This is a genomic window from Nocardia citri (genome assembly GCF_054065835.1).
The window spans coordinates 1-20,535 of record NZ_JBSUQM010000045.1; the positions used below are offsets into that span (position 1 = coordinate 1).

At 66.1% G+C, this 20,535-nt stretch carries 19 protein-coding genes; 15 read left to right on the forward strand and 4 right to left on the reverse strand.

The window, feature by feature from the left end:
• Positions 1 to 94: 94 nt before the first annotated feature.
• Entirely contained in the window at positions 95 to 1,747 is a 1,653-nt protein-coding gene (locus tag ACW2Q0_RS30495) for an ABC-F family ATP-binding cassette domain-containing protein (protein ID WP_457194383.1), read from the reverse strand.
• 184 nt (positions 1,748 to 1,931) lie between these two features.
• Between ACW2Q0_RS30495 and ACW2Q0_RS30500 the strand changes: the two genes are divergently transcribed.
• The 5 genes from ACW2Q0_RS30500 (at position 1,932) to ACW2Q0_RS30520 (ending at position 5,501) form a co-directional block, all read left to right on the forward strand.
• Positions 1,932 to 2,129 carry a PspC domain-containing protein gene (locus tag ACW2Q0_RS30500; RefSeq protein WP_457194384.1) on the forward strand — a complete coding sequence of 66 codons (198 nt, stop codon included), beginning with the start codon at positions 1,932 to 1,934 and terminating at the stop codon, positions 2,127 to 2,129.
• Between the two features lie 114 nt (positions 2,130 to 2,243).
• On the forward strand, positions 2,244 to 2,552 hold the full coding sequence (locus ACW2Q0_RS30505) for a DUF6802 family protein (RefSeq protein WP_457194385.1): 309 nt from the start codon (positions 2,244 to 2,246) through the stop codon (positions 2,550 to 2,552).
• A gap of 447 nt (positions 2,553 to 2,999) precedes the next feature.
• Entirely contained in the window at positions 3,000 to 3,323 is a 324-nt protein-coding gene (locus ACW2Q0_RS30510) for a hypothetical protein (protein WP_457194386.1), read from the forward strand.
• A gap of 44 nt (positions 3,324 to 3,367) precedes the next feature.
• A complete protein-coding gene (locus ACW2Q0_RS30515) occupies positions 3,368 to 5,065 on the forward strand; it encodes a hypothetical protein (protein ID WP_457194387.1) in 1,698 nt (565 codons plus the stop codon).
• A gap of 52 nt (positions 5,066 to 5,117) precedes the next feature.
• Positions 5,118 to 5,501: a hypothetical protein gene (locus ACW2Q0_RS30520; RefSeq protein ID WP_457194388.1), complete on the forward strand. Its 384-nt coding sequence runs from the start codon at positions 5,118 to 5,120 to the stop codon at positions 5,499 to 5,501.
• A gap of 394 nt (positions 5,502 to 5,895) precedes the next feature.
• On the opposite strand, the gene ACW2Q0_RS30525 is transcribed toward ACW2Q0_RS30520, so the two are convergent.
• Positions 5,896 to 6,753 (reverse strand): dienelactone hydrolase family protein, encoded by an 858-nt coding sequence (locus ACW2Q0_RS30525; RefSeq protein WP_457194389.1) that lies wholly within the window; start codon positions 6,751 to 6,753, stop codon positions 5,896 to 5,898.
• A gap of 36 nt (positions 6,754 to 6,789) precedes the next feature.
• Here ACW2Q0_RS30525 and glmS point away from each other — a divergent pair, with 36 nt between their 5' ends.
• Positions 6,790 to 8,670, forward strand: a complete 1,881-nt coding sequence (glmS, locus tag ACW2Q0_RS30530) for a glutamine--fructose-6-phosphate transaminase (isomerizing) (RefSeq protein ID WP_457194390.1) — start codon at positions 6,790 to 6,792, stop codon at positions 8,668 to 8,670.
• A gap of 367 nt (positions 8,671 to 9,037) precedes the next feature.
• On the opposite strand, the gene ACW2Q0_RS30535 is transcribed toward glmS, so the two are convergent.
• On the reverse strand, positions 9,038 to 9,460 hold the full coding sequence (locus tag ACW2Q0_RS30535) for a cupredoxin domain-containing protein (RefSeq protein WP_457194400.1): 423 nt from the start codon (positions 9,458 to 9,460) through the stop codon (positions 9,038 to 9,040).
• A gap of 117 nt (positions 9,461 to 9,577) precedes the next feature.
• On the opposite strand from ACW2Q0_RS30535, the gene ACW2Q0_RS30540 reads away from it, so the two are divergent.
• From ACW2Q0_RS30540 to tsaD, 7 genes are all read left to right on the forward strand, one after another.
• Complete coding sequence (locus ACW2Q0_RS30540; RefSeq protein ID WP_457194391.1) at positions 9,578 to 11,110, forward strand: NAD(P)H-hydrate dehydratase; 1,533 nt, start codon at positions 9,578 to 9,580, stop codon at positions 11,108 to 11,110.
• 30 nt (positions 11,111 to 11,140) lie between these two features.
• Positions 11,141 to 12,280, forward strand: coding sequence for an alanine racemase (gene alr / locus ACW2Q0_RS30545; RefSeq protein ID WP_457194392.1), 1,140 nt, complete (start codon positions 11,141 to 11,143; stop codon positions 12,278 to 12,280).
• The gene (locus ACW2Q0_RS30550; protein ID WP_457194393.1) at positions 12,277 to 13,350 is read left to right on the forward strand and encodes an alpha/beta fold hydrolase; all 1,074 of its coding nucleotides are present in this window, start codon (positions 12,277 to 12,279) and stop codon (positions 13,348 to 13,350) included. The genes alr and ACW2Q0_RS30550 overlap by 4 nt, the downstream gene beginning before the upstream one ends.
• Positions 13,343 to 13,795 (forward strand): tRNA (adenosine(37)-N6)-threonylcarbamoyltransferase complex ATPase subunit type 1 TsaE, encoded by a 453-nt coding sequence (gene tsaE / locus ACW2Q0_RS30555; protein WP_457194394.1) that lies wholly within the window; start codon positions 13,343 to 13,345, stop codon positions 13,793 to 13,795. The genes ACW2Q0_RS30550 and tsaE overlap by 8 nt, the downstream gene beginning before the upstream one ends.
• An 89-nt stretch (positions 13,796 to 13,884) precedes the next feature.
• The gene (gene tsaB / locus ACW2Q0_RS30560; RefSeq protein WP_457194395.1) at positions 13,885 to 14,598 is read left to right on the forward strand and encodes a tRNA (adenosine(37)-N6)-threonylcarbamoyltransferase complex dimerization subunit type 1 TsaB; all 714 of its coding nucleotides are present in this window, start codon (positions 13,885 to 13,887) and stop codon (positions 14,596 to 14,598) included.
• Between the two features lie 23 nt (positions 14,599 to 14,621).
• Positions 14,622 to 15,146: a ribosomal protein S18-alanine N-acetyltransferase gene (gene rimI / locus ACW2Q0_RS30565; protein ID WP_457194401.1), complete on the forward strand. Its 525-nt coding sequence runs from the start codon at positions 14,622 to 14,624 to the stop codon at positions 15,144 to 15,146.
• Entirely contained in the window at positions 15,143 to 16,186 is a 1,044-nt protein-coding gene (gene tsaD, locus ACW2Q0_RS30570) for a tRNA (adenosine(37)-N6)-threonylcarbamoyltransferase complex transferase subunit TsaD (protein WP_457194396.1), read from the forward strand. The genes rimI and tsaD overlap by 4 nt, the downstream gene beginning before the upstream one ends.
• Before the next feature lie 45 nt (positions 16,187 to 16,231).
• Here the strand turns inward: tsaD and ACW2Q0_RS30575 are convergent, their stop codons facing one another.
• Positions 16,232 to 17,791 (reverse strand): Hsp70 family protein, encoded by a 1,560-nt coding sequence (locus tag ACW2Q0_RS30575; RefSeq protein ID WP_457194397.1) that lies wholly within the window; start codon positions 17,789 to 17,791, stop codon positions 16,232 to 16,234.
• A gap of 712 nt (positions 17,792 to 18,503) precedes the next feature.
• Here ACW2Q0_RS30575 and groES point away from each other — a divergent pair.
• Positions 18,504 to 18,803 carry a co-chaperone GroES gene (gene groES / locus ACW2Q0_RS30580; protein WP_457194398.1) on the forward strand — a complete coding sequence of 100 codons (300 nt, stop codon included), beginning with the start codon at positions 18,504 to 18,506 and terminating at the stop codon, positions 18,801 to 18,803.
• Positions 18,804 to 18,891: 88 nt separating this feature from the next.
• Positions 18,892 to 20,502: a chaperonin GroEL gene (gene groL / locus ACW2Q0_RS30585; RefSeq protein WP_457194399.1), complete on the forward strand. Its 1,611-nt coding sequence runs from the start codon at positions 18,892 to 18,894 to the stop codon at positions 20,500 to 20,502.
• The last annotated feature ends 33 nt before the right edge of the window (positions 20,503 to 20,535 follow it).

Sequence of the window (20,535 nt, forward strand, 5' to 3'; positions counted from 1 at the left end):
CAGAGTTGCGATGGCGAATCCGGTGAGCCCGATCGGCCTTCGTTGTTTGTCGGTCGAGGAAGCTGGCTTGGGGTGATGAATCTACGAGGCGGACTCAGCTTTCGGTGAGGTGGCCGCTGTTCAGGTGCCAGCGGCGGGTTGCGGTGATCGAGTCCAGCATGCGGCGGTCGTGGGTTACCAGAAGCATTGTGCCTTCGAAGGATTCGATGGCCTGCTCGAGTTGTTCGATCGCGGGTAGGTCGAGGTGGTTGGTCGGCTCGTCGAGCACGAGCAGGTTTACGCCGCGGGCTTGTAGGAGGGCGAGAGCGGCGCGGGTGCGTTCGCCAGGGGACAGGGTTTCGCAGGGACGCAGGACATGTGGGCCGCGCACGCCGAATTTGGCCAGGAGAGTGCGGACGTCGGCGTCGGACCAGTCGGGCATTTCGGCACTGAAAGTGTTCGCGAGGGCGGCACTTCCGCGGAACAGGCCACGCGCCTGGTCGACCTCGCCGATTTCGACGCCGGAGCCGAGTGCCGCAGTTCCATTGTCCGGCTGAATCTTTTCGAGCAGCAGCGCGAGCAGCGTCGACTTTCCGGAACCATTGGCGCCGGTCAGCACGATGCGGTCGGCCCAGTCCACCTGGGTCGTGATCGGGCCGAGGTCGAATTCTCCTCGGGTGACCGTGGCATTGGACAAGGTGGCGACCACCGAGCCGCTGCGCGGGGCGGCGGCGATACTCATGCGCAGCTCCCACTCCTTGCGCGGCTCGTCGACGACCTCCAGGCGTTCGATGCGCCGCTGGGTCTGGCGGGCTTTGGCGGCCTGCTTCTCGGTGGATTCCGCGCGCATTTTGCGACCCGCTTTATCGGAGTCGACCTTCTTGGGGTCGCGCGCCTTTCGCCGGGCATTGCGAACGCCGTGTTCGAGCCAGTTGCGCTGCATCTGGGCGCGGGCTTCGAGCCCGGCCTTGGTATCGGCGTACTCCGCATAGGCCTCGCGGGCATGCTGGCGCGTGATCTCTCGCTCCATCAGGTACGACTCGTAGCCGCCGTCGTAGATCCCCACCCGTTGTTGTGCGAGATCGAGCTCGATGATGCGATTTACTGTGCGCGCCAGGAACTCTCGATCATGACTGATCACCATCAGCGGAACCCGAACGCCGGTCACGAACTGTTCGAGCCGGGCTAGGCCGTCGAGATCCAGGTCATTGGTCGGCTCGTCGAGCAGCAGAATGTCGAAGCGGGACAACAACACCGATGCGAGTCCCGCCCGTGCCGCCTGGCCGCCGGAGAGTCCGATCATCGGGGTATCGAGGCCGTTCGGAAGGCTTTCCGCGAGACCGAGATCCGCCGCGACCTCCTGGGCCCGCTGGTCCAGATCGGCGCCGCCGAGTGCGAGCCAGCGCTCGAGGGCCGGCGAATATTCGTCCTCGCCGCCGTCGGCCAAACGCTGTGCCGCGGCATCCATGATCCGCAGGGCCTCGGCGACACCCGTACGGCGGCCGAGGAATTCGTGCACCGTCTCCCCGGGGACCCGCTCGGGCTCCTGTGTCAGGTATCCGACAGTGGCGTCGGGCGGTGACAAGGTGATGCTGCCGGTAGGCGTGGATCGGTTCGCGAGCATACGCAGCAGCGTCGACTTGCCCGCGCCGTTCATGCCGACCAGGCCGATCACATCACCCGCGGCCAGGGTGAAGTCCAGGTCGTCGAACAGGGTTCGTTCGCCGTGGCCCGCGGACAGTCCGCGAGCGTGCAGAGTGGTGCTCACTCGCACGAGTCTGCCGTGCTCGGCCGACGCGTCCGCATCGGGCCGGGTCAACGTGGACTCGGGGTCGCACCCTGAGTTCCGACCTGCGGAAATCAGGGTTGGGATAGGTCATGTGATCGATGTCCGGCGCGGTTTTCCTCGGCAGAGTTGATGTCGTAGCGAATATCACCAGAGAGGGAACTCCATGACCGCCCCCGCCCCCACCCGACGCCTGACCCGATCCAGCAGTGATAAGTGGATCGCTGGTGTCTGCGGTGGCATCGCCGAATATTTCGGTTGGAACGCCAACGTCGTTCGCCTGCTGTTCGTTCTGTCCTGCCTGCTCCCCGGCCCGCAGTTCATCGTGTATCTGGTGTTGTGGCTCATCATTCCGAATAAGTGATTGTCCCCAACAAATAGGGCAGGCGCTGCGCCCGGGACTCGCGGATGACACTATGGATCGATAGCCACCGATCGACCGCCGTGTCACCGACGCGAGTCCCGACCAGGAGGAGTCATGATCACCTCAGGTGAATTCCCGGGCATGGATCTACCCGGCATCGACGCATCCTCCTCCTTGGACGGCCTCGGCGAAGTCGAACTGCACCACCCCACCCAGGACATCGACGGCGACGGCACCCTCGACACCGTCACCACCACCGGCCCCGAGGCCATGCAGGTGTGGACCGACTGGGACCACGACGGCATCGCCGACCAGGTGACCGTGGTGGAGAAGGACGGCGACTACTCCGCATGGGAGTTCTACCGGCATCCCGATGGGTCGTCGGAGTGGGTGCGGACCGATAAGGGCAAGATCGGCAACTAGCCGCTGATCCGGTCCGCACGACGAACTGCTTGCCGCACTGGGATCGCCGCGTTCCCAGTGCCGCGATCCGCGTACTCGACCTGGCCGGGACCTGTCGTCGGTCTATGTCTCGACGACACTGTGGACCCCAATTGAACTGTCCGACAACGGCCCCCACATCTCAGACCCTCCGTGGGTACCGTCGGCCGCAGGCTGAACTGATCCGCGCGACAGACGTGCGGATCAGTGGAACCTGCGGATCCGATCGATACGGTGTGAGACCCCCGTCGCTGGGCCGAGGTCGGTTGTAGCCGATAGACCCACCCAGTAGATTTCTGCTGATACGACCTGGGACACGGTACAGATGGAACCGAATGCGAGTCGCGTGCGTCGGAGGAAGTATGGCCGCGTCAGTGTTTCGAGCTGAGGTCGATTGGTCGGCGACTCGGAGAAGGAGGGGAGTGGACGGTGAGTGATTCGAGCATGCTCGGTGTGAAGACAGGGGAACTCGGGCGATTCGCGAATGACCTCGGGGGTTCGGGACAAGCCGTGCGAAATCGCGCCAAGGATGTGGCCGATAATTTGTTCGGACCTGCCGATGCCGGTGAAAACTACCACGACCGCGGAAAGAAGATCCAGGACGGACTGGAGAAGATCTACACCTGGCTGGGAAACTGGTCGGAGGCAACGTTGGCGACATCCGATGTGGTGGGGGCTTCGGTCGTGAAGTACTCGAATACCGACGACGAAAACTCGCACGACATAGCAAAGCTCGGCAATGACAAGAAATAGCTATAGTTCGGACATGCACGAGGCCGACCGAGGGGGTATATACGATGGCGTTCAGCGTCCCTGCGAATGCGACCGTTAGGGAATATCTGGACATTGGTTCGCGAGGTTTGTTGTACTTCGAATATTTCGAGCCGCGGTATCGACGGGCGTTCGGCGATCTGCCCGGCGGGTCTCCGTCATATGCCCAGCTACACAAACGCCTTTATGAGCAAAATGGGCTGAACGAGGATAAACTGCAGGGCACCTCTTCGAAGCTGCAGACTGTTCTCCAGGAAGCTGGCGCTCAGTTGGACGTGCAGCGCGGGTATGCGCGGACTCTTCCTTCGCTCTGGACGGGGCAGGCGGCCAACGCGGCGCTTGACATGCTGAACAAGCAAATCAGTCAAGCGGATACCAATTGGAAAGCGGCGGAGAACGCTAGAAAGTCCATTGCAGACTCCTTCGGTGGGCTGCGTGCGGCGACCAAGCTGAAGGCCGAGGCAGTCCGCTATATCCTCGAGAATGGTGAGGGTATCAAGATCGCCGAAAAAACTCCTGAGGATATCGACAGCATAATCTCCGGTAAGAGTATTGCCTGGAGTAATGCGACCGAGTACAGCCTGCTCAGCAAGCTGTGGCGAATCTTTCCGGATCTGACCGGAGGGGTTGACGCTTGGGAAATAAGGCAGGACGGTTATGTCATGCCGGGATCTGATTACAACCATCGGATTCAGGATCGCTGTAAGCATTGGCTCGAGAATGTCTTCAAACCGGACTATGCAGCGAAGATCAAGATCTTCACCGATGCGTGCGACTCGGCTGATCGCGGCGTCAAACAGGTATACGACCAGATAATCCGGGATCTGGACAAGGTCTCGGACGCCCGATACGACCGCCCGGCAGGCGTGCCGACCGCGACGCCGAGCACTCCCGGTACGCCGGGAACCCCTGGCACTCCCGGTACGCAGGGCACCCCTGGCACGCCCGGTACGCCTGGTACGCCTGGTACGCCTGGTACGCCGGGCTCTCCCGGTACGCCTGGCACTACTGGTACGCCTGGCACGCCGGGCTCTCCCGGTACGCCTGGGACCCCGGGCACGCCTAGTGCTCCAGGTACGACAACGAACCCGACTTCGACGAACACGACCACAAGCAGCCTGCTATCTGGGCTGTCCTCCCTGACCTCGGCTGCGTCACAGTTGACCTCGCTCGGCGAATCTGTCAGTTCAGGACTCACCTCGATCGGCACCTCGATCAAGGACAGCGTCGACAATGCGATCGAGCAGCTGACAAAAACTTTCGAGACGAAGCAAGCCGAGGACAAGGATGGCGACGGCAAGCCGGACGGCGATGAGGACAAGACCGCTGCCGAGTTCGATCTGGGTGGTAAGCACGTCAAAGTCGAGATAGGTGCGGATGGGCAGCCGAAACTTGTGGTGACCGATGCGGACGGTAAGGCGCACGAATACGGCGTAAAGCTGGATGAGAAAGGGATCCCGATCATCTCGACAGACGAGTCGACGGAGGACGGCGCCACATCCGGCGACAAGCCGACGAAGGAAGGCGTTCCCGAGAAGTCGGCTGCGGGGACTCCTTCGACCGAGGAGGATTCGGCGGGCAGCCTGGGCGCCATTCCAGGAACTCCCACCGGTAAACGGGAAGAGGATGGCGAGCACACTCCGCAGCCGATGCCGAACGGGAATCCGCAACCGGAGGAGCTTGGCGACAGTGGCGCCGAACTGGCCGAGGCGGGCCCACTGTGAGCTGGTACTCAGGTGTCAACCTGATCAGCAATCGTCGAGGAGGGGTGTCATCGTGAACTACTCGGACGATATGGAGAACATCGTCGACGAGATACGCCGACGTTCGACGATGCTGTTGGACGAGTTCGAAGAGATCAACAAGCGGACTACGGACAAGGACCGCGAACTTGCCGAACAGTCCGCCATCGAAATGCGCGAGTTCTGGGAGGACCATGCCGAAGAAATAGCAAAGGCAAAGGCCGCGGCGGAGGAGAAGGAACGGCTCGAGGTCGAGGCGCGGGCGGAGCAAGAGCGCGTGGCGGCGGAGGCTCGCGAGCAGCGGGAGGCGATTGCGCGGTCGATCGCGGCTCGTAAGGCGCAGAATGTTGTGATGCCGATCGATGACGAGGGTGATGAGGAGTCGGAGTATTACCGTCGCAAGAGTTGGTTGATCTGAGGGCCGGGAGGGGAGTTTGTGGTTTACCCGAAGACGTAATGCCGCAATAGGTTTGGGTGCACAACCGGCGGCTACCAGCGGTGTTCTTCCGCTTCGCGGAAGCGTTGGGTTACTTGGTCGATCCAGGTGGTGGAGTGGGGCGGATTGTTATGCGGGGTCGCGGAGTTCGGTGTAGCGGCCGTCATTGGCCATGTCGTGCCTTGGACGTGGTGCGGGGGTGGTGAGTTGTTTACGGAGCTCGGTGTGCAGGAGGGCGGCGTCGCGACCGTCGCCGACCTCCCTATATGCGCGTCGGCGCGGTGGCCAGGATCAGCCGCGACGGGTTCGGCGATCGGCGGCGGTTCGTCGAACTCGCGCTCGATGGACTACGCCCCTGACCAAACGCGCCAGCGTGCTATTTGCGCAATAGTTGCGCGATTTGCAGGACCGAGAGCTTCGGCTTGTCCTGTTCGGGCGGCGCTTGCGGATCGACCAGCGTGGTGTGCGGGATGAGCGCCTCCGGATCGGAGAATGCCGCATATGTCTTGTCGCGCAATAGTTCGTGTAGCAGATAGCCGGTCAAGATGGCCCGTGTGGTCCGCGTGGTCTTGGCGTCATGCTTTCCGGCACCCAGTGCTGCGAGCGCCCGGCGCCCCTCGACAATGCCGTTGTGTGAGGCCCCGTCGACCTCCCGCAACACCACCGGTCCGGCCCAAGCGGCGGCCAGCGGGATCGCGTTCGAGCTGACCGATTCGATATCGGTGGCCCCCGCCAAAACCAACGCGGGCGTATCGATATAGGGCGCGATGGTCTCGGCGGAGGGTGCGGTGGGCGCCGGGTAGAGGGCGGCGACCGCGGCAACGCGACGTTGTCCGGCGGCGATTACTGCGGCGCCCGCGCCCATGCCGTGTCCGGCCAGCGCCAGCCGGTCCGGATGCACGCTGATCGCGCCGTCACCCAACCGGACGCCGGTGCAGATATCCAGGGTGGTGAGCAGATCGGTGGCCAGCCCGAGATGTGACGGAATCGGCCCGCGCTCAGTATCCGGGGCCGCGGCGACAAAACCCCAGGACGCCAGGTGTTCGAGGGTGGCGCGATAGTTGGCGGCGCTGGTCAGCCAGCCGTGGCCGAAGGCGACCGCGGGTAGGTTCAGTCCGGACTCCGGGGTGAACACCACGCCGGGCTGACCGGCGATGGCGAGATTGCCGCGCAGTACGCGGTGGGGCCCCCGGCTGGTCAGGGTACTCAGAAGTGATTTCACAGACGCCGACACGACGTGAACGTTATCCGATAAGTACTCTGGTGAGCCATGTGCGGAATCGTGGGGTACGTCGGGTACCGGGATGCCCTCGGCGTTGTCGTTGACGCTTTGCGCCGCATGGAATATCGAGGGTACGACTCCGCGGGCGTCGCGATCCTGGATGGCGCGGGCGTGTTGGCGGTGGAACGCAAGGCGGGCAAACTGGCCAATCTCGAGGCCGAACTCACCGAAATCGGGACCGACCACTTCGCCGGCACCACTGGCATGGGGCACACCCGCTGGGCGACTCACGGCGCGCCGACCGACCGCAACGCCCACCCACACCGCGACACCACCAACAAGGTGGCTGTCGTGCACAACGGCATCATCGAAAACTTCGCCCCGCTACGACGGGAGCTCGAAGACGCCGGTATCGAGCTGAGCAGTGATACCGACACCGAGGTCGCCGTGCACCTGGTTGCGCGCGCATACACCGAAGGCCCGACGGCGGGTGATTTCGCGGCGAGCGCGCTCGCCGTGTTGCGCCGGCTGGAGGGTGCGTTCACACTGGTCTTCGCCCATGCCGACCACCCGGACGTCATTGTCGCCGCGCGTCGCTCGACACCGCTGGTCGTTGGAGTCGGCAAGGGCGAGATGTTCATCGCCTCCGATGTCACCGCATTCATCGAGCACACCCGCGAGGCCGTCGAACTCGGCCAGGACCAAGCCGTGGTGATCACCGCCGATAGTTACATCGTCACCGATTTCGCGGGCGGCGACGCACTTGCGCGGACCCGCCCGTTCACTATCGACTGGGATCTGGCCGCCGCCGAGAAGGGCGGCCACGACTTCTTCATGTTGAAGGAGATCGAGGAGCAGCCGGCCGGTGTCGCCGACACGCTGATCGGCCACTTCACCCACGACGAGGCCGGTGGCCGGATTGTGCTGGACGAGCAGCGCCTCGCCGATCAGGAATTGCGCGACTTCGACAAAGTGTTCGTCGTCGCCTGCGGCAGCTCCTATCACGCCGGACTGTTGGCCAAGTATGCGATCGAGCACTGGACCCGGTTGCCCGTCGAGGTGGAGCTGGCCAGCGAATTCCGCTACCGCGACCCGGTTCTGGACCGGTCGACGCTGGTGGTGGCGATTTCACAGTCGGGTGAGACCGCCGACACGCTCGAGGCGGTGCGGCACGCGAAGGAACAGAAGGCGCGCGTGCTCGCCATCTGCAATACCAATGGCGCACAGATTCCGCGCGAGTCCGATGCCGTGCTCTACACCAGGACCGGACCGGAGATCGGTGTCGCGTCCACCAAGGCGTTCCTGGCGCAGGTGGCGGCGAACTACTTGGTCGGGTTGGCCTTGGCGCAGGCCCGCGGCACCAAGTATCCGGATGAGGTGGCGCGTGAGTTCGCCGAACTCGAGGCGATGCCGCAGCTGGTGCAGCAGGTGCTGGAGACCGCGCCGCAGGTGCGCGCGATTGCCAGGGAACTTGCGCACGTGCCGACCGTGCTGTTCCTCGGCCGCCACGTCGGCTACCCGGTGGCGCTGGAAGGTGCGCTCAAACTCAAGGAACTCGCGTACATGCACGCCGAGGGATTCGCGGCGGGTGAGCTCAAGCACGGTCCGATCGCGCTGATCGAGCAGGGGCTGCCGGTGATCGTCGTCATGCCCTCACCCAAGGGACGCGCGGTACTGCATTCGAAGCTGCTCAGCAATATCCGCGAGATCCAGGCCCGTGGCGCCCGCACCATCGTGATCGCCGAGGAGGGGGACGATACGGTGCGCCCGTTCGCCGACGATCTCATCGAAATCCCCTCGGCGCCAACGCTTTTCCAGCCGTTGCTGTCGACGGTTCCGCTGCAGATCTTCGCCGCTGAGGTCGCTCAGGCGCGCGGGTACGACATCGACAAGCCGCGTAACCTGGCGAAGTCCGTCACCGTCGAATAGCGCGCGGTCTCGTTCGCTCGTCGAGCGGAGCCAAAACGTAACGCGGTGGTGTGCCGTTTCTCAGCGGCATGCCGGGAGCGGTGGCGATTCAGCGCGGATGATCGCGACCGGCCATGCTCGGACGCTGAAGTAATCGAGGATCTGCGAGATGGCTGCGCCGGGTCGTCAGCACCGGCCCCACCGGATCGGTGGGGCCGCAGGATGGCGCAGATCCCGGATGGATAGCCGGTGTCTGCGCATGAACCATGTCGCCGAAGCCGTGGTGCTCAGCCAGAGCGCGACGACCTGCCTGGTCACCCGCCTCGAAGGTGATGCCGATGTGGTCGCCGGGGCCGTGATCTCGACGCGGAGGGCCGATCGGGTCCGGCTACTCGACGGTGACGGTGCCGCGCATTTCGGGATGCAGGGAGCAGAGGTAGCGGTAGGTGCCGGGGGCGAAAAAGGTGTAGCTCCATTGGCCCTTGTCGAAGATCGGGCTGTTGATGCCCATGGCCTTATCGCCGATGCCTTGGACGGTGTGTGGCACAGAGTCCTTGAACTTCCAGGTCACGGTCTCGCCGACCTTGATGGTGACATCGGCGGGGGAGAATTTCATATCCGTGACGTCGACGGTGACGGCGGCGGGTTTCGAATCGCCGGACTTGGCGGTTGGCACCTGACCGGCCGTCGCTGTGGTCGATGCGGCGGTCGAGTGCGTATCGCCGGAGCCGCACCCTGCCAGCGATAGCGTCGCAGCCAGGACGAATCCGGTTGCGATCCGGGTGGACATCGCGCGGCGCACCATCGGCATGACGGTCAAGCGTAGTCTGCTGACCGTGCGGGCCCGCGCGGCGCCAGCGTTGCCGCTTCGGCGTATCCCGACGAGCGGAACCGCAGTGTCCGATCGACGCAGTGGAGGCGAGCGTTCATGTCCAGCCAGCGGGGCTATTTCACCGCCGATGAAGTGCGCGCGGCCGAGGCCGAGCTGTTCACCCGTGTCCCCGAGGGCATGCCGATGCATCGCGCGGCCTACGGATTGGCAACGGTGGTCGCGAGTGAGTTGCGTGCGCGGACCGGCGGCATCGCTGGTAGGTCGGTGTTACTGCTCGTCGGCTCCGGCGATAACGGCGGTGACGTACTCTGGGCCGGAGCAATGCTGCGCCGACGCGGCGTCGCCGTGACCGCGGTGCTACTCGATCCGGAACGCGCCCACGCGAAAGGCCTTGCCGCACTGCGCAAGGCAGGTGGTCGGATTCGAACCGCGACGGAAGTATCGCGTCTTGGCGCCGCGAGCTCAGCGGCGTCGGACGATGCCGGATCGAGCCACGAAGCAGCAATGCGGAACGAAACACGCTTGGGCGCAGCTGATCTGGTGATCGATGGCATCGTCGGCATCTCCGGCCATGGTCCGCTGCGCCCGGTGGCGGCGGAAATCGTTGCGGCTCTGCATATTCCGATCATCGCCGCCGACCTGCCGAGCGGTGTGGACCCGGATACCGGCGCGGTGACCGGCCCCGCTGTCCGCGCCCAGGTCACGGTCGCATTCGGCGCCCTTAAGCCGGTGCATGCCCTCGCTGCCCCCTACTGCGGCCGAATCGAATTGGTGCCCATCGGTTTACGGCTACCCGAACCGAAGCTCGCGGCACTGGAGCCAGCTGGGATCGGTGCGCGATGGCCGATCCCGGGACCCGCCGACGACAAATACACGCAGGGTGTCACCGGCATTTGCGCGGGCAGCGCGACCTATCCCGGCGCCGCCGTGCTGTGCACCGGTGCCGCCGTCGCGGCCACCTCCGGTATGGTCCGCTATACCGGAAGCGGCGCGGCCGATGTCCTCGATCACTTCCCCGAAGTCATTGCCGCTCAGACCATCTCGTCCACCGGCCGAGTGCAGTCCTGGGTATTCGGCCCCGGCGCGGGCACCGACATCGACGCCCGCAAACGACTCGCCGAAATCCTCGCCACCGACCTTCCCGTCGTCATCGACGCGGATGGCCTCACCTTGCTCGCCGCCGATCCCGACCTGGTCCGCGGCCGCACCGCTCCCACGGTATTGACCCCGCACGCAGGTGAGTTCGCCCGCCTGACCGGGCACGAGGTCGGCCAGGATCGGGTAGCCGCCGTCCGCGACCTCGCCGAATCCTGGCGACTCACCGTCCTGCTCAAAGGCCGCGCCACCCTCGTCGCCAGCCCGGATCGCCGCGTACTCGTCAACGAAGCGGGTGGTTCCTGGGCCGCCACCGCCGGGGCGGGCGACGTCCTCTCCGGCATCATCGGCGCCCTCCTCGCCGCGGGGCACGACCCCGCCTGGTCCGCTGCCGCCGCCGCCCGCGTCCACGCCCTCGCCGCCAACCTCGCCGCCCACGAAAACCACTCCCGCGCCGCCCCCACCTCGGCAACTCCGCTCCTCGCTCACCTGCGGCCCGCGATCCGGGTCCTGCGCGCCCTCGCCGCCGCATAAACAGGCGCCCTCGCGCGAGCCGGACGCCGAATGGCAGGATCACTAAGCGTGGAGGCGCAAGTGGAGACGGTTATCGATCTGGATGCCATCGCCCACAACGTGCGGATCCTGCGTGCATATGCGGGGGATGCGGCGGTGATGGCGGTGGTCAAGGCCGACGGCTACAACCACGGCGCCGTCGAGGTCGGGCGGGCCGCGCTGGCGGCCGGTGCGGCCGAACTCGGGGTCACCACGGTCGCCGAGGCTGTGCGATTGCGGATCGCCGGAATTACCGCCCCGATCCTGTGCTGGCTCAATAATTCCGATGCCGACTTCGGCGCCGCGATCGAGCACGATATCGAAATCGGTGTCTCCTCCTTGGAGCACCTGCGCGCGGTCGAGGCCGCGACGCGCGCCACCGGCCGGACCGCCATCGTCTCGCTCAAGGTCGACACCGGCCTCAACCGCAACGGCATCGCCTCGCTCGAGTATCCGGAGGTGCTCGCGACCCTGCGCACGCTGGTGGACGAACGCGTGGTGCGGTTTCGCGCGATCTTCTCCCACCTCGCACATGCCGACGAGCCGCAACATCCCTTCCTCGACGTCCAGCGCGAGCGATTCGTCGAGGCGGTTGCCGCCGCCAAGGAGCACGGCCTCGAACCGGAACTGGTCCACCTCGCGAACTCGGCCGCGACGCTCACCCGCCCGGATCTGGCCTTCGATATGGTTCGGCCCGGTATCGCGGTGTACGGCCTGACCCCGATACCCGAACTCGGCGAGTTCGGCCTGCGCCCCGCGATGACCTTCCAAGCGCGCGTTGCCCTGGTCAAGCAGGTCGCCGCCGGTGCGGGCATCTCGTACGGCCACCGGTGGATCGCGCCGCACGACACCACTGTCGCCCTGATTCCCGCCGGATACGCCGACGGCGTGTTCCGTCCGATGAGCAACCGTTTCGCGGTGTGGCTCGGCGGGGGGCTGCGCCCCAACGTCGGTCGCGTCTGCATGGACCAATTCATCGTCGATCTCGGCGACAACGCCGCAGGCGTCACCGAGGGCGACACCGCGATCCTGTTCGGCGCGGACCAACCGCGTGCCCAGGACTGGGCCGATCTGCTCGGCACCATCCACTACGAGATCGTATGCGCCCCACACGGCCGAGTGCTGCGGCGCCACATAGGGGGTATTCGATGAGAACGGTCGTCCGCGGCGGTCTCGCCACCTTTGGTGTGGTCGGTGCGCTTGCCGGTGCCCACGCCTTGCGCCGCATCGGTACCCGCGTGCTCTGGCCCGCCCGCGCCGACGAATACCGCGACGAGAACTTCCATCTGTTCGACGAGGACCGCTCCGGTGCGGTGCTCACCGAAGACGGTGTGCGCCTTGCCACCCGGGAATGCGGCCGACCCGATGCCCCGGTCACCGTAATCTTCGTGCACGGCTTCTGCAACACCATGGAGTCCTACCACTTCCAGCGCCGCGATCTGGAAAAACGTTGGGGCACAACCGCTCGGCTGGTCTTCTTCGATCTGCGCGGCCACGGCCGCTCCGGAGTGCCGAGCAGCGACAGCTGCACTGTCGCCCAACTCGGCCGCGATTTGGCCGCCGTCATCCGGGCGACCGTCCCGACCGGTCCCGTGGTCCTGGTCGGTCATTCGCTCGGCGGTATGGCGGTGCTGGCGGCGGCCGCGCAGTTCCCGGAGCTGTTCGCCGCGCGGGTGATCGGGGTCGGTCTGCTTTCGACCGCGGCGGCCGAGGTCACCTCGGCGGGCATCGCACAGCTGCTGCGCAACCCGGCGGTCGATGGTTTCCGCTTGGCTGTGCACGCCGCGCCCGCGTTGGTGCAGGCCGGGCGCGACACCGTCCGGCATGTGATCACGCCCATACTGCACGTCAGCTCGTTTCACGGACCGGTGAGCCCCACCCTGTCGCGCTTCACCACGCTCATGATCGACCGCACGCCCGTCGAAACGATCGTGAAATTCCTGAAGGCTATCGAATTGCACGACGAATCGGCCGCCCTGCCGACGCTCTCGGGGCTGCCGGTGCTGGTGCTCGGCGGCGCGCACGATGTCGTCATTCCGTTCCGCAACTCGCGGGCGCTGGCGCGCGAATTACCCGATAGCGAACTCGTCCGGCTCGATGACGCCGCGCATATGGCGCACATACAGTTCCCGGATCTCGTCAACGCCGCACTCGACCGGCTGCTCGTGCGCGCGGGAGTCATCGAGGAAATCCCATCAATCGCGGAGGTCGCCGGTGGCTGAACGGCAGCAACGGATTCTGCCCACGGTCGCCGACACCGAGGCCTTCGGTCGCGAACTCGCGGCCGGACTGGGCGCGGGTGATCTGGTGGTGCTCGACGGACCGCTCGGCGCGGGCAAGACCGCACTGACCCGCGGTATCGCCGAAGGTCTCGGCGTGCAGGGCCGGGTCAGCTCGCCGACCTTCATCATCGCCCGCCAGCACCGTGCCGGACAGCGCAAGGGTGCCGCGCCGGTACCGCTGGTGCACGTGGATGCCTACCGACTCGCCGGCGATCTGGATGAACTGGACGCCCTGGATCTCGACACCGATCTGCATCAGGCGGTCGTAGTGGTGGAGTGGGGCAAGGGTGTCGTGGAACACCTCGCCGAGCGGCACCTGTATGTGTTGCTCTCGCGCGAACCGAATTCCGAAGTCCGAACCGCGATCTGGGAATGGATCGGTTAGGTCGCGCAGCCAGCGGTTCGTCCAGGTGCCGTAACTACCGAGTAGCTCTGCACCGCGCGCAGGTACCACCCGGTATCGTTGGGTCAATCATGCTTGTACTAGCCGTCGACACCGCGACACCCGCCGTTACAGCGGGATTGGTGGATCTGGAGCAGGCCGCCCCCGGCACCGTCGCCCCGGCGAGGGTGCGCACCGTCGCCGCTCGCGTTCGGGTCGACGCCCGCGCCCACGCCGAGGTGCTGACCCCGCAAATCCTCGAATGCCTCTCGGAGGCAGATCGTTCCAGGGCCGATATCGAAGCCGTCGTGGTCGGTATCGGTCCGGGTCCGTTCACCGGACTGCGGGTCGGCATGGCGACCGCGGCCGCCTTCGGTGATGCGCTCGGCATCCCGGTCTACGGCGTGTGCAGCCTCGACGCGATCGCCGCCGACGCGGGCCTGGAACCCTCGGTGCTGCCAGACATCACCGCCGAGAGCGAACTGCTCGTGGTCACCGACGCGCGCCGCCGTGAGGTGTACTGGGCCCGCTACCGTGACGGATATCGCATCGCGGGCCCCGAGGTGAGCAGGCCCGGTGACCTGGATCCCGTGCAGGCCACCATGATCGCCGGATCCGCGTCGCACGTCGATCTGTTCGACTTGCCGGTGCTTCCGGCCGAGACTCCGTCGCCAGCCGGTCTGGTCCGGGTCGCGGCTGCGGAGCTGCTCGCGCGCGCCGTGCCGGAACCGTTGATCCCGCTGTACTTGCGCAGACCGGACGCGGTCGAACGCAGCTACCGCACGCTCGATCGGACGGGAGCGTGACGGCCGTGCAGCCGCGCGGACCCATGCCGCGCATCGAGCCCATGGACGTTGCCGATATCGAGCGCTGTGTCGAACTCGAGCAGTTGTTGTTCCCGGAGGACGATCCGTGGCAGGCGGTGTCCTTCCGCTCGGAGCTGGCCGGGCCGCACAACCGCTACATCGTCGCGCGCGACGAGGCCGGGCGCATGGTCGGCTACGCGGGTATCGCGCTGCTCGGTGACGCCGAACATCCCGAGGCCGAGGTGCACACCATCGGCGTCGATCCCGGTTGCCATCGCGGCGGTGTTGGCACGATTCTGCTGGAGGCGCTGCTCGCCGAGGCCGGTAAGCGCGGCGGTCCGGTCTTCCTCGAGGTGCGCACCGATAACGCCCCCGCCATCGCGCTCTACGCCAAGCACGGCTTCCACATCATCGGCCTGCGCAAGAACTACTACCATCCCAGCGGCGCCGACGCCTACACCATGCGCCGACCGGAATTGACCGCCGCGAACCCGGCATGGGGCCCGCAGCCGGCCGAAACGGCACAACCGAACGAGGTGCTGTCGTGATCGTTATGGGCATCGAAAGCTCCTGTGACGAGACGGGAGTCGGCATTGTGCGCCGACATCCCGACGGCAGCTGCGAACTACTCGCCGACGAGGTCGCCTCCAGCGTCGAACAGCACGCCCGCTTCGGCGGTGTGGTCCCGGAGATCGCCTCGCGCGCACACCTCGAAGCCATCGTGCCCGCGATGCGCCGGGCGCTCGCCGCCGCAGGTATCGGCAAGCCCGACGCGCTCGCGGTGACCATCGGCCCCGGTCTGGCCGGTGCCCTGCTGGTCGGCGTCGCGGCCGCGAAAGCCTATGCGGCGGCGTGGGATGTGCCGTTCTACGCCCTGAACCATCTCGGCGGACACGTCGCGGTGGACACCCTCGAACACGGCCCGATGCCGCCGTGCGTCGCGCTGCTTGTCTCCGGCGGGCACACCCATCTACTGCACGTCACCGATCTGTCCGAGCCGATTGTCGAACTCGGCAGCACCGTCGACGACGCGGCGGGCGAAGCCTTCGACAAGGTCGCCCGGCTACTGGGCTTGGGCTTCCCGGGCGGACCCGCGCTGGATGCCGCTGCGGCACACGGCGATCCGAAGGCTATCGCCTTCCCGCGTGGCATGACCGGACCGCGTGACCCCCGCCACGACTTCTCCTTCTCCGGCCTCAAAACCGCCGTCGCCCGCTATGTCGAAGCGGCCCAGCGCAACGGCTTCACCGCCGATGAGCTGCCGATCCCGGATATCGCGGCATCGTTCCAGGAGTCGGTCGCCGATGTGCTCACGATGAAGGCAGTGCGCGCCGCCCAGGACGTCGGCGTCGACACCCTGGTCCTCGGCGGCGGCGCCACCGCCAACTCCCGAATCCGCTCGATGGCCGAAGACCGCTGCGCCGCCGCCGGATTACGCCTGCGCGTCCCCAAACCGCGTCTGTGCACCGACAACGGTGTAATGATCGCCGCCCTCGGTGCTCACGTAATCGCCGGCGGCGCGACCCCATCCCCCCTCACCGTCGCCACCGATCCCGGCCTGCCGGTCTCCGTCAGCCAAGTCGGCTAACTCGCGCTGGTCCCGCCGTTCACCTCGGACAAGACCTCGATCCCGTCAGTCGTGCGGCCCCACCAGCAGGTCCGTCTGTCCCGCACTCGACCCTGAATACCTCCTGAGCGGGAGTGGAATCCGCGATTGCGCAGGCGCCTGCGTCGGCTCCACTTGCGACGGCGTGGTCGGCGGAGGCGTCGATGAAGCCGGATCGCGGTCCGCCCCCGACGACCCGGCCCCTGGCGCATTCGGATTTCCGAATAGCGGCCCGAGCAACTCCGGGAACGGGATCGGCGGCAGGTTCGGATCCGGGCGCAGCGTCGGGGCGGACGGGATGGCCCCGGTGGGCGACGCGGCGGCTGAAGTGGATGGTTGGCCGCGGTCCGGCGTGAGCGAGGGGATATTGGCGCCGGTGGGCCGGTTGGTACTCTCCCGGTTCGGGCCGGTGGTCGACGTGCCCGCAGCGGTCGGCGGCGCCACCGTCACCGGCGTCGTGGGTAGTTGTGCACTGCTGGTGGTGCCCGCGGGGGAGACCTCGTCGTCACCGGTCGGTGCGAAGGTCTTCACCCCGTAGCCGATGACCAGCCCGACCACCACAATCGCACCCGCGAGCGTACCGACGACCTTTGTGAAGGTACCGACCGGCGCATCGGCGGCACCGACCACTGGGAATACCGATGGCTGCACTGAATCCGCCACCAGCGCGGCACCTTTCGCGATCACCGCCTCCGGGTCGTCGATGGTGTGCACTGGGATGTCCAACTCGTGTTCGAGGATGGACAGGACAGCCGGAATATTGGCTCCACCGCCGATCACGATGACGGCCTGCGGAACCCTGGGCGCTCGCGCGAAGACAGCAGCGGCGAAGACGGCGGTCTCGCGCAGCAGATCCGAGATGAGTTCCTCGAAGTCGGCCCTGGTCAGCTTGAGCGGTTGCCCGGCGACGTGGTCGATGGTCACGGCGGGCGCGATCGACAGGTGTTCCTTGGCGGCGCGGCCGCGGTTGGTCAGCATGCCGCGATTGGGTCGGGTGCCACGTCGCGCGTAATGCAGATCGACGAGGTGGTGGTAGATCAGCTCATCGATCGCGTTGCCGCTCACCGCCGCGGTGCGCTCGGTGCGCAGGATGGTGGAATCGGCCTGATCGGCGACGGTGACGCTGAGACCGGTCGCGCCGAGATCGACGATGGCGACCGTGTCGTAGCGGTCCACGAGTCCGGTGTGCCGCAAATACGTCAGTGCCGCAGTGCCTTCCGGCACCAGCCGCAGATCGCGCTGCTTGCCGGTGGCCGACCGGATCACCTGCGCCTGCTCTTTACTGCGGTAGGCGACCGCCACGCTGGTGGGTGGGCGACCGGCGGAATCGACACCGATCGATTTCGCACCGGTGAAGCGCGCGCCGACCGGATGCGCCGGAAAGGCCACGTCATAGGAGAGCTGCGTGGTCGGAAGTTGGGTTGTCATCAGCTCGATCGAGGACGCGACGAGATCGCCGAGATCGGAGTGGGCCGCGTCCGCGGAAACCACTCGATAGTCGAAACTCTGCGCGCCATTGGACGCGGTAGCGACCAGTGCCGAGCACACGACCTCGTTACCGGCCGATATGCCGAGGGATGTTCGCATCTCACCTCCCTTCGAGCGGATGGTCATGGTGTTGCCGACCATTTCGAATGGACAGCCGGATCGCTCGCGTGGATAGCGAGCGATCCGGACGCGGGAGCGGGCCGACCCGTTGTCCGGATGGGTCGCTGGGACGGCCATGGATCACGTGTGGTCTTGCCCTCTGGTGAAGCTTCTTGTGGAGAAACGCTGGTGTTCGTGACGCTGGTTCGAGCTCGGTACTGACGCTGATCTTGCTCTTGCGGAGCGGGTATTGCGCTGTAGCGCTGGGTGTTTCGTGACGCTCGGTGCTCCCCCTCGGCGCCGTTTCGGGACGAGTACGGCGAGCGGAGCACGACCGCCGTCAATACTGTCACAATCCGTTATCCGAACGTTACAGATTTGCCGAAGTATTGGGAAGCCCCGCAGGTATCCGGGCGTGGCGCGTCGCACGCGTGTCGGAAAACGACACCGGATGCCCGGACCAACGGTTTTGGCACAGTCCAACCTTGAGCGCTGGCACTCTCATGTATAGAGTGCTAGTCGGCACTGTGTGATGTGCGTGTGCCAGTTCGACTACTGAGCAGGGTCCCGGCACCCGCGACGACGGGGCTGATGCGCAGGGTCGAGTTCGAGTGACCGCCTGCTTGCGGGTCGCTCGATACAACACCGATACCGATGGTCCGGGACAACAGTTCCGGACGACCGTAAATCCCCTGAAAGTGGAGGGCTCAACGTGGCGAGCGTGAACATCAAGCCGCTCGAGGACAAGATCCTCGTCCAGGCCAACGAGGCCGAGACGACGACGGCCTCCGGCCTGGTCATCCCCGACACGGCGAAGGAGAAGCCGCAGGAGGGCACCGTCGTCGCCGTCGGCGACGGACGCGTCACCGACAAGGGTGACCGCATCCCGGTCGACGTCAAGGAAGGCGACGTCGTCATCTACAGCAAGTACGGCGGCACCGAGATCAAGTACCAGGGCGAGGAGTACCTCATCCTGTCGGCGCGCGACATTCTGGCCGTCGTCACCAAGTAGCCGATAGGCACATGCGTTCCGCCCCGGTGTCTTTCGCGACCCGGGGCGGAGTGCGTTCGGCCGAGAACACACAGGAGCTGACAAACACATGGCAAAGCAGATCGAGTTCGACGAGAAAGCTCGTCGTGCTCTCGAGCGCGGCGTCGACAAGCTCGCCGATGCGGTGAAGGTCACCCTCGGGCCGCGTGGTCGCCACGTCGTGCTCGCGAAGGCCTTCGGCGGCCCGACGGTGACCAACGACGGTGTCACCATCGCGCGCGATATCGACCTCGAGGATCCGTTCGAGAACCTCGGCGCGCAGCTGGTCAAGAGCGTCGCGACCAAGACCAACGATGTCGCGGGTGACGGCACGACGACCGCCACCGTGCTGGCCCAGGCGCTGGTGCGCGCGGGCCTGAAAAACGTTGCCGCCGGCGCGAATCCGATCGTGGTCGGTTCGGGCATCGCCAAGGCCGCCGACGCGGTCTCCGAGGCGTTGCTGGCGCAGGCTACCCCGGTCTCCGGCGAACAGGCCATCGCGCAGGTCGCCACCGTCTCCTCGCGCGACGAGGAGATCGGCGAGATGGTCGGCAAGGCGCTGACCACCGTCGGCAAGGATGGCGTCGTCACCGTCGAGGAGTCCTCGACGCTGCAGACCGAACTCGTCGTCACCGAGGGCGTCCAGTTCGACAAGGGCTACCTCTCGCCCTACTTCGTCACCGATGCCGACAGCCAGCAGGCCGTCCTCGAGGATGCCTACATCCTGCTGAACCGGGAAAAGATCAGCTCGCTGCCCGATCTGCTCCCGCTGCTGGAGAAGATCGCCGAATCCGGCAAGCCGGTGCTGATCATCGCCGAGGACGTCGAGGGCGAGGCGCTGTCCACCCTGGTGGTCAACTCGATCCGCAAGACCCTCAAGGCCGTTGCGGTGAAGGCTCCGTTCTTCGGTGACCGGCGCAAGGCATTCCTCGACGACCTCGCCGTCGTCACCGCGGGTACGGTGGTCAACCCGGATCTGGGCATCGCGCTGCGCGAGGCGGGCATCGAGGTGCTCGGCAAGGCGCGTCGCGTGGTTGTCACCAAGGACGACACCACGATCATCGACGGTGCCGGTACCGCCGAGGACATCGCGACCCGCGGCGCGCAGCTGCGGCGCGAGATCGAGGCCACCGATTCCGATTGGGATCGGGAGAAGCTCGAAGAGCGCCTGGCCAAGCTGGCCGGTGGTGTCGCGGTGATCAAGGTCGGCGCGGCCACCGAGACCGCGCTCAAGGAACGCAAGTACCGGGTCGAGGACGCGGTGAACGCGGCCAAGGCTGCCGTCGACGAGGGCATCGTGCCCGGTGGTGGCACCGCCTTGGTGCACGCCGCCGCCAAGCTCGTCGAACTGCGCGATTCGCTCTCCGGCGACGAGGCCATCGGCGTCGAGGCGGTGCGTACCGCACTGCAGGCGCCGCTGTACTGGATCGCCACCAATGCGGGCGTGGACGGTTCCGTCGTGGTCAGCAAGGTCGCCGATGGCAAGGAGGGCTTCAATGCCGCCACCCTCGCCTATGGTGATCTGCTCACCGACGGTGTCGTGGACCCGGTGAAGGTGACCCGCTCCGCGGTCGTGAACGCGGCGTCGGTGGCCAGGATGATCCTCACCACCGAGAGCGCCGTGGTCGACAAGCCCGCCGCAGAGGAGCACGATCACAGCCACCACGGTCACGCGCACTGAGCACAGGCCGCACGGCAAAAGGCCCCTGGGACG